At 56.0% G+C, this 630-nt stretch carries 2 protein-coding genes; both read left to right on the top strand.

The window, feature by feature from the left end; genetic code table 11:
- On the top strand, positions 1–551 hold a 551-nt coding region (locus tag ACP7BO_RS23805; protein WP_426212967.1), incomplete at its 5' end, for an ABC transporter permease subunit.
- Positions 548–630: hypothetical protein (locus ACP7BO_RS23800; RefSeq protein WP_426212968.1), on the top strand; the 83-nt coding region annotated here is incomplete at its 3' end. The genes ACP7BO_RS23805 and ACP7BO_RS23800, both read left to right, overlap by 4 nt.

The raw sequence follows: 630 nt of genomic DNA, 5'->3' as shown, positions 1-630 counted from the left end.
TGGTGCTGCTGATCATGATGCCGACCTGGACCGCGATCCTGATCCGCGTTTACGCGTGGATGGGCATCCTCAGCAATAACGGCCTGCTCAATGGTTTCCTGATGTCGATGGGCTGGATCAGCGAACCGCTGCAGATCCTCAACACCAACATCGCGGTCTATATCGGCATCGTTTACTCGTACCTGCCGTTCATGATCCTGCCGCTGTACGCCAACCTGGTCAAACACGATCACAGCCTGCTGGAAGCCGCGTCCGACCTGGGTTCGAGCACCTTCAACAGCTTCTGGAAAATCACCGTCCCGCTGTCCAAGAACGGCATCATCGCCGGCTGCATGCTGGTGTTTATCCCGGTGGTGGGCGAGTTCGTGATCCCGGAACTGCTGGGCGGCCCGGAAACCCTGATGATCGGTAAAGTCTTGTGGCAAGAGTTCTTCAACAACCGTGACTGGCCGGTAGCCTCTGCGCTTGCCGTGGTAATGCTGGCGATCCTGATCGTGCCAATCATCCTGTTCAACCGCAGCCAGGCTAAAGAACTGGAGGGCAAGGTATGAATCGCTTCCGTTTTTCCAGCTTTATGCTGGTCGCAGGCTTGTTGTTCATCTACCTGCCGATGCTGATTCTGGTGATCTA

Source organism: Pseudomonas sp. TWR2-1-1, from assembly GCF_049897045.1.
Classification (GTDB): domain Bacteria; phylum Pseudomonadota; class Gammaproteobacteria; order Pseudomonadales; family Pseudomonadaceae; genus Aquipseudomonas; species Aquipseudomonas versuta.
Note: the sequence above shows the minus strand (reverse complement) of the source record. Positions and strands in the feature narration are given on the sequence as shown.